General features: G+C 37.0%; 5 protein-coding genes. 2 read left to right on the top strand and 3 right to left on the bottom strand.

The genetic code is table 11. From position 1 onward, the window contains the following. The first annotated feature begins 147 nt into the window (after positions 1 to 147). Positions 148 to 2,607 (top strand): TonB-dependent receptor, encoded by a 2,460-nt coding sequence (locus QM491_RS19220; RefSeq protein ID WP_283329160.1) that lies wholly within the window; start codon positions 148 to 150, stop codon positions 2,605 to 2,607. A 300-nt stretch (positions 2,608 to 2,907) separates the two neighbouring features. Here QM491_RS19220 and QM491_RS19225 read toward each other — a convergent pair whose 3' ends face one another. Next, the gene (locus QM491_RS19225) at positions 2,908 to 3,480 is read right to left on the bottom strand and encodes a hypothetical protein (protein ID WP_283329161.1); all 573 of its coding nucleotides are present in this window, start codon (positions 3,478 to 3,480) and stop codon (positions 2,908 to 2,910) included. 152 nt (positions 3,481 to 3,632) lie between these two features. Between QM491_RS19225 and QM491_RS19230 the strand changes: the two genes are divergently transcribed. After that, positions 3,633 to 4,469, top strand: coding sequence for a DUF6250 domain-containing protein (locus QM491_RS19230; RefSeq protein ID WP_283329162.1), 837 nt, complete (start codon positions 3,633 to 3,635; stop codon positions 4,467 to 4,469). Between the two features lie 106 nt (positions 4,470 to 4,575). On the opposite strand, the gene QM491_RS19235 is transcribed toward QM491_RS19230, so the two are convergent. Both QM491_RS19235 and QM491_RS19240 read right to left on the bottom strand, forming a co-directional pair. After that, positions 4,576 to 6,273, bottom strand: coding sequence for a GH39 family glycosyl hydrolase (locus QM491_RS19235; RefSeq protein WP_374761268.1), 1,698 nt, complete (start codon positions 6,271 to 6,273; stop codon positions 4,576 to 4,578). Positions 6,274 to 6,378: 105 nt separating this feature from the next. Beyond that, positions 6,379 to 6,933 (bottom strand): helix-turn-helix domain-containing protein, encoded by a 555-nt coding sequence (locus QM491_RS19240; protein ID WP_283329163.1) that lies wholly within the window; start codon positions 6,931 to 6,933, stop codon positions 6,379 to 6,381. Positions 6,934 to 7,126: the final 193 nt, after the last annotated feature.

A 7,126-nucleotide genomic window follows, 5' to 3' on the forward strand; every position in this document is an offset into this window, starting at 1 on the left:
TTTTTATCGTCATTTGAGGTTTTTTTGTCTACATCCTAGATTTAATTGAACCATAGCAATATTATTTAGATTTATTCTAAATAATATTGCTATTTATTTTTATTTTAGTCAAATTTGAACTGTTATTTATAATTAGACTTAATAAAAATGAAAAATCACTACTCTTTACTGCTCATCTTATTACTGTTTTCACAGCATTTATTTTCACAAAAAATAACAGGATTGGTTCATAACTCCCATAACGAACCTATTGCAGGTGTATCTGTTTCTATTCTCAAAACTACTAAAGGGGTATCAACCGACACAGAAGGAAGATTTCAAATAGAGGGAGTCTCAACGGGACGTTATACACTAAAATTCACTTTCGTGGGTTTTGAGCCTCTTTTTAAGGATATCACTGTAGAAAATCAAAATAATCCCAATTTGGATATTGAGCTTACAGAGACCTCTGAGCAATTACAAACGATAGAAGTGGTAGGTCGTAAGGAAACAGAATATAAAAACTCGGTTTCCTTTGTCGGAACAAAAACAGCAACGGCCTTAAAAGATGTTCCGCAAAGTATCAGCTACGTGACGAAGGAACTGATTTTGGATCAGGCGGCTTTTCGATTGAATGATGTGGTAAAAAATATGAGCGGAGTGACGCAATTTTCATTCTATAATGACCTTACTGTACGAGGTCATAGAATTCAAGGTGGTCAGAACTCTTCGATTTTGGTTAACGGACAACGTGCTTTTACCAGTTTTTGGAAACAACAATTAATACCTCATATTGAAAGAGTGGAGGTAATCAAAGGTCCTGCCTCGGCCTTATTTGGAAACGCCTCTGCTGGTGGTACGATCAATAGAGTTACCAAAAAACCATTAGACGAAAAAGCTCAATCTATCTCCACGACCTTTGGAAGCTTTAATACGATGAGAGCCCTAGCTGATTTTACAGGCTCCTTAACACAAGATAAAACAGTACTTTATAGAATCAATTTAGGCTACGAGAATTCAGGTTCATTCAGGAATATGCAGTACGACAAAAACCTGATTATTGCGCCGAGCCTATCGTTTTTACCAAGTAAAAATACCCGAATCAATGCTGATTTAGTCATCCAAACCTCAGAAGGGAGACTCGACCGAGGGCAATCAGCTTTAGGAAATGGAGATTTGTATTCGACCTCAATAAAGACTTCCCTAAACAGTGTAAACGATTATTTGAAAGAAGAGACGTATAATTTCACCTTAGGTTTTTCTCAAAAGATTACCAATAAATTAGTGTTCAATGCTTCTTATATGCACAGTAATTACAATGAAGATTTACTTGAACATCGTTCTGCCAATACCTATGCAAAAGACGGCAAAGGCGCTGTAATTCCTTCCCAAGTTGAAATGCAGGTATTTATCCGTAAAAGAACCTACAATGCGGATAACTTCACAGGCTACTTTAATTATGAGCTAGAAACGGGGCGTTTGAAACATAAGCTGTTATTGGGATATGATTATGCACAGCAAGAGCTAATGCCAGGAGGTTCTCAATTACAAGCAAGAGGTTACAGAAATGCTACCAACACTGGCGCTATTAATACTTATAACCCTGCTCAATCAAGCAGGTATTTATTGGATGCTAGTGGCAATCCTGTGCCGAATGTCCCTCATTTTGATTTGACAGCGAGCAATCCGTATGTCTTTAGAGATATGTCAAAGTATTTTTATACGGTTGTAAACTACGATCCTGAATTTTTAAGAACACAAGGTGTTTATTTGCAAGACCAGATTCAAATAGGGAAATTTCAGGCCTTATTAGGTTTACGTCAGGATTATTTTACTGATATAGTAGGTTATAATACTTCAAATGCTACAGAGGTAACGCAACATGCTTTTTTACCAAGACTAGGTTTAGTGTACAGCGCCAATCAGCATATTAATGTGTACGGAACTTACGTAAATGGTTATCAACCACAAACGGCATCAGTAATTAGTAATCCGCTTGCTGGGGGGCCATTTGACCCATTGATTAGTCGACTTTACGAAGTGGGTGCCAAATCAGAATGGCTTGATAAGCGCTTGGTTGTTTCAACTGCCATTTATCACCTAAGGGTGACAGGGCAATTATACAATGCAGGAGAAGCTGGAAATCCAGATAAAATGATTCAAATGGGAGAAGAAATTTCGAAGGGTGTCGAACTCGACGTGGCGGGCTACATCGCTCCTTACTGGACCATCACTGCAAATTATGCCTTCAATGATGCTAAAATCACCAGCAGTACTACTGAATCAGATATTGGTCGACAAAAGCCAAATGCACCAAGACATCAAGGAAATTTGTGGACAAAATATACTATTCACAAAGGAAGTTTATCAGGTTTGGGCTTGGGTTTGGGTACAAACTACGTGGCAGACCGTTATGGGTCAATTTTTGATGCAGGAACTCAGCCACAGGTATTTCCAGCTTATCAGTTGTGGAATGCTGGTATTTATTACAACCTCAAAAAAGTAAGACTTCAATTGAATTTGAATAATCTTACCAATAAAACCCATTGGGTAGGGGGATATGATTATTTGAGAGCCTTTCCAGGTGCACCAAGAAACTTTTTGATGACAGTAACATACAACCTTTAATAAATTGCAAGTCGTCCATAATTTAGTGAATTGAGATTGAGTGAATGAGTGATTATTTTTAAATCTACATTCCATAAGTAAAGTATGCAATGCTTTGCCTCTACGGATATATGATTATAGAATATAGTATCAAAAAAGGTGTTCGAAAAACTCATTTCGAACACCTTTTTGATTAATAGTAAAGAAATGCCTAATGTTTTAGTGCCTTTTTCCCAATAAGGACAAATGAGAGGTCTCTATTTTCAATAATCCATCCCAAAATTCAGGATGACTCATGTTTTTTATGAATTATGAAGATTATTACATTTCTTTCGAAAATAGAGGCATAACAATAGTCTCCTGTGATGAAAGAAAAGGTTTTTTGAAAAGAGCTATATCTTCACTTGAAGGTTGTTCAATGACTTTTCCGCCAGCGTAGTACCATTTGATTGTGGTTTCAAAAAGTAATTGCTTACGACTAAATAGCTTTTGCCAGTTTGGATTTTTGTTGAATTGCAAATATTCAAAACTTTGATTTAAAAGTGTTTCAAAAGCTTTTTGGTATGTTTCAGGACAGTTTTCACTGTAGATGATTTGTTCTGTATTTGCTACAGAATCTAATCTGACCAACACGACCCAAGAGGTTTCGAGACTACGGCAATTATTTTTGTTCATCAAATCATATAGTGTTCTTCCAACCCATTGCTCTGACGACTCAAAGTTTTCCATCACAGCATGTAATTGAAATACGAGCTGACTTTTTTCTGAATCAGGAAAAGAAATCTGTGCTTGTTGTTGCCATTTTTCTAGAGAAGTTTGTGGCTTCGAATTTTGAGCATTTCCCCAAAATGGACAAAGAAGTAGTATCAGAAAAAGTTTAGAAGGATAAGACATCGACAATGTATTTAAAATAATTTCTTGCAAAGGGAAATCTTGAATTTCATTTTGCTCTTTTCAAGGTTTTTCATCCAGCAAAGTGCTATCCATCACAGGATGGTATCTTCACAAAGGTATTCTACATTTGCCTGATCATAACCCTCTCTATCATGAATATCTTTATTCGAATTTTGCTATTTCTTGGCATATCTTTTTATGAAATGACCCATACAACATGGAATTCTAATGCTACTAATCCTCTTCATTGGAAAGATAACCACATCATTCGTACTGAAAATATCATAGCTTATTCCTATCAAAAAACTCAATTAAAACCCAAACTTCAAAAGGCTACAATTGTAAGAAATCATAAAAAACAACAACCAATAGTAAAACAAAGATTAGTCTTTCAAGATGATTTTTCCAGAAAAGAATTAGGCGAAAATTGGGTTACCGAATGGGATAAAGCCAATGGTTCATCTGTTTATATAAAAGACGAAAAGTTATGGGTCGATACCCAAGGCGGTATATCAGTTTGGTTAAATCAAAAACTCCCACAAAACGTACGAATTGAATGTACAAGAAATGTGGTTGTGGAGGGTAAACCCAACGACAGACTTTCTGATTTGAATTTCTTTTGGAGTTGCCAAGACCCTAAGTTCGAGCGTAAATCTGATGGTAATTTTGCGACGTATGATTCATTGGCTTTGTATTATGTCGGAATCGGGGGGAACTACAATTCCACAACACGTCTACGAAAATACGATGGGAGGGGAGAACGAGTTTTGTGGCAGGAAAAAAATGATAAAGCACATTTGTTGACTGAAAACACCGTTTATACAATGGTCTTGGAGGTAAGGAAAGGACAGGTATCAGTTTGGGTAAATGGAGAACTGTATTTTACTCAAAAAGACCCTAATCCACTAGGAGGAGGCTATTTTGCCATTCGCTCGACCAAATCTCGCCAATGGATAGATGATATAAAAATTTATGAGTTGTTGGACTGAGTTTACCCAAAAGATTAAAGGATACAGATTTAAGGATTGGAATCCTTAGAAATAGCTAGTGCTGGCTAGAAAGCCAGCACTAGCATGTGAAAACACAAGATATTGATTACCATTTAAAATGTAAAAACGATACGCCTTGTCTTGGCAACTTCATCTTGATTTGAGTCTCTCCATTTTTGGGTGTTATCCATTCTGGAGAAGTAAGTAATTGTAATTGTCCTGCTTTTTCGAGTATCGAAATTTGTTCTGCTGTGGGTTGTTTAGGCGAACCCATCGTTTTCCAGACTTCGTAAGCATTACTGTTTTCTTTGTCGATTCGATAATGTAATAAAGCCACTTTTCCAGCAGGTAATCCTTTTACAGATATTTCTACTGTTGCATCTGGGGCAGACACATTATCGTCATGATAATTCCAGACCATTACTCCCGCAGAGTTTGTGCCTTTTGAAGCTAAAGCATTAATATCAGCCGCTTCTCTCACACTTTGGTCTCTAACTTTTTTGAAATCATACGCTAAATTTTGCTTCACTTCCACACGATTCCCTTCCATCATTCCAAACATTCGGAATACATTTAGTACAGGTTTATCGACACCATTCGTAGCTAAATCTCTGAATCCACGAAACCACGCTTGATCTTCAAATTCAAATGACCATGATACAGCACCCAACAAATTTACACCTCTAGCTTCTGCCAATTCGTATTTTCTAGCGAAAGACGCCGCTGTGTAACTTGAGTACATGGTTCCGTTACGATAAGCATTTTGTGGATGTAAATCTTCTGAACAAGCTGCACAGCCTTCGGGGTCAGATTCTCCAATGATAATAGGCAATTTCTTTAGCGTTGGATAGGAAGCTACAATCTCAAATCCTTTGTCAATATCACGGAGTTGCGTTCCCATATTCATTTGAACATGTCCGTTCACAATTTTAGGTGCACCCTTGGCATGATACGTAATGAAATCAATAGGCGAACCTGTTTTACCTGTAACATAGTTTTTACCTTTGGTGACATGGTCTAAAAATGTCTTCAAAAATGTAGCCGACTTATCCCAGTCTGGTCCAGTTACTTCTGGTCCACCGACTTTGGCGGTTGGTAAAGCACGCTTTACCGCATCTGCTGAGTAATCATACAATTTGATATACTCCTCCGTTGTGCCTTTCCAATAACCGATGTTTGGTTCGTTCCAAAGTTCCCAATACCAGCTCTCTACCTCTTTTTGACCATATTTCGCCACCGAATGTTTTACCCATTGATAAACCAATTCAGCCCATTTGTTATAATCTTTGGGTGGATACGCCCATCCTGTATAAATATCATTATAATTATCTCCTGGTTTCCAGTAGTGACGATACGGGGTCGGATGGCTCGAAAGCGCTTCTGGCATAAAACCAATTTGAGCGATAGGTTTCATGCCACGTTCGATATAGGTATCAAAAATTTTATCAACGATAGTCCAGTCATAAATAGGGTTGCCGTTGGCATCTTCCGTATAGGCATTGGTAGAACCCCACTTCAAAGCGGCTGTTCCGTCGCCAGTCACCAATAAGCTGTGTGCTCTTACATAAACGGGTACTTTACTTAATTGCGAGATTTCCGTCAGCAATTTTTTGCCGTCTTTCATATAGGTATAGTTAGGTTCGTCGTAACCAAACCAAGCCCATATTGGCTTCATGGGAGCTTTTGTCTTAGACAAATCAACCTGAATTGATACAGGAGTTTGTTCCTGAGCAAATACTGGAACTGTCATCGCCATAAATTGGACTGCTAACAACAGTAAAAATGATGTTTTTTTCAAGTGCATTTTATTGATTTAGAAATGTGAGTATTTTCATGATGTGGTTGTGTAGAATTCTAGATAATTCGGCTTTTGAGAGCTATAAAAAGCAGTAAAAAATAGGGATTTGGGCTATACAAAAATATCTAAATAGTGTACTTCATCAGAGATGGGCATAATGCCGTGCTTTTGTAAACAGTTGAAATAGAGGCTATCACCTGTTTTTAGATGATAATCTATTTCTCCGACAGTCATCTTCATTTCTCCACTAATGATATAAATGAATTCTTCACCTTCGTGTTGCAAGAGGTGTGGCTTTACTTCTCCTTTTCGAGCCACAAACAACATCGGTTGCATTTTTTTCTGATGATATTCTTGTCCAAAAGGATAAAAGAAATAACCCTTTTCCGTTTGTCTGAGATTATCTTCTGCTTTTTGTTTGGTCGTCAGAATAGCATTCAAAAAGGCTTCGGTTTCCAATAAACTGGAAATAGTCGTCCCCAAAGTATGGGCAATTTTAATCAGAGCCGCCACCGAAGGAACCGTTTTATTATTCTCGATTTTCGAAATCATACTTTTCGATAATTCACTGCCATCTGCTACCTCTTGTAGAGTTCTTTTTTGATTCGTCCTTAATATCCGAATGCGGTCTCCGATATTCATTGTATTTGTTTCCTCCGATGCCATAAATTTCAACTTTGTTTACTAAATAAATTAAATTGTTTCTTTATATTCAACTTTGTTGAATAAAAATAAACAATGAAGTCATCTTGACTTTTGGTAGAATTGCTTAAAAATAAAAAAGGTTGTTGATATTTGTTTTGCGAACCATACCAAAGCAACCTTTTTATGTACTACGTACTCAGCAAAGATATAATAG

It is taken from the genome of Flectobacillus longus (genome assembly GCF_030056705.1).
Lineage (GTDB): Bacteria > Bacteroidota > Bacteroidia > Cytophagales > Spirosomataceae > Flectobacillus > Flectobacillus longus.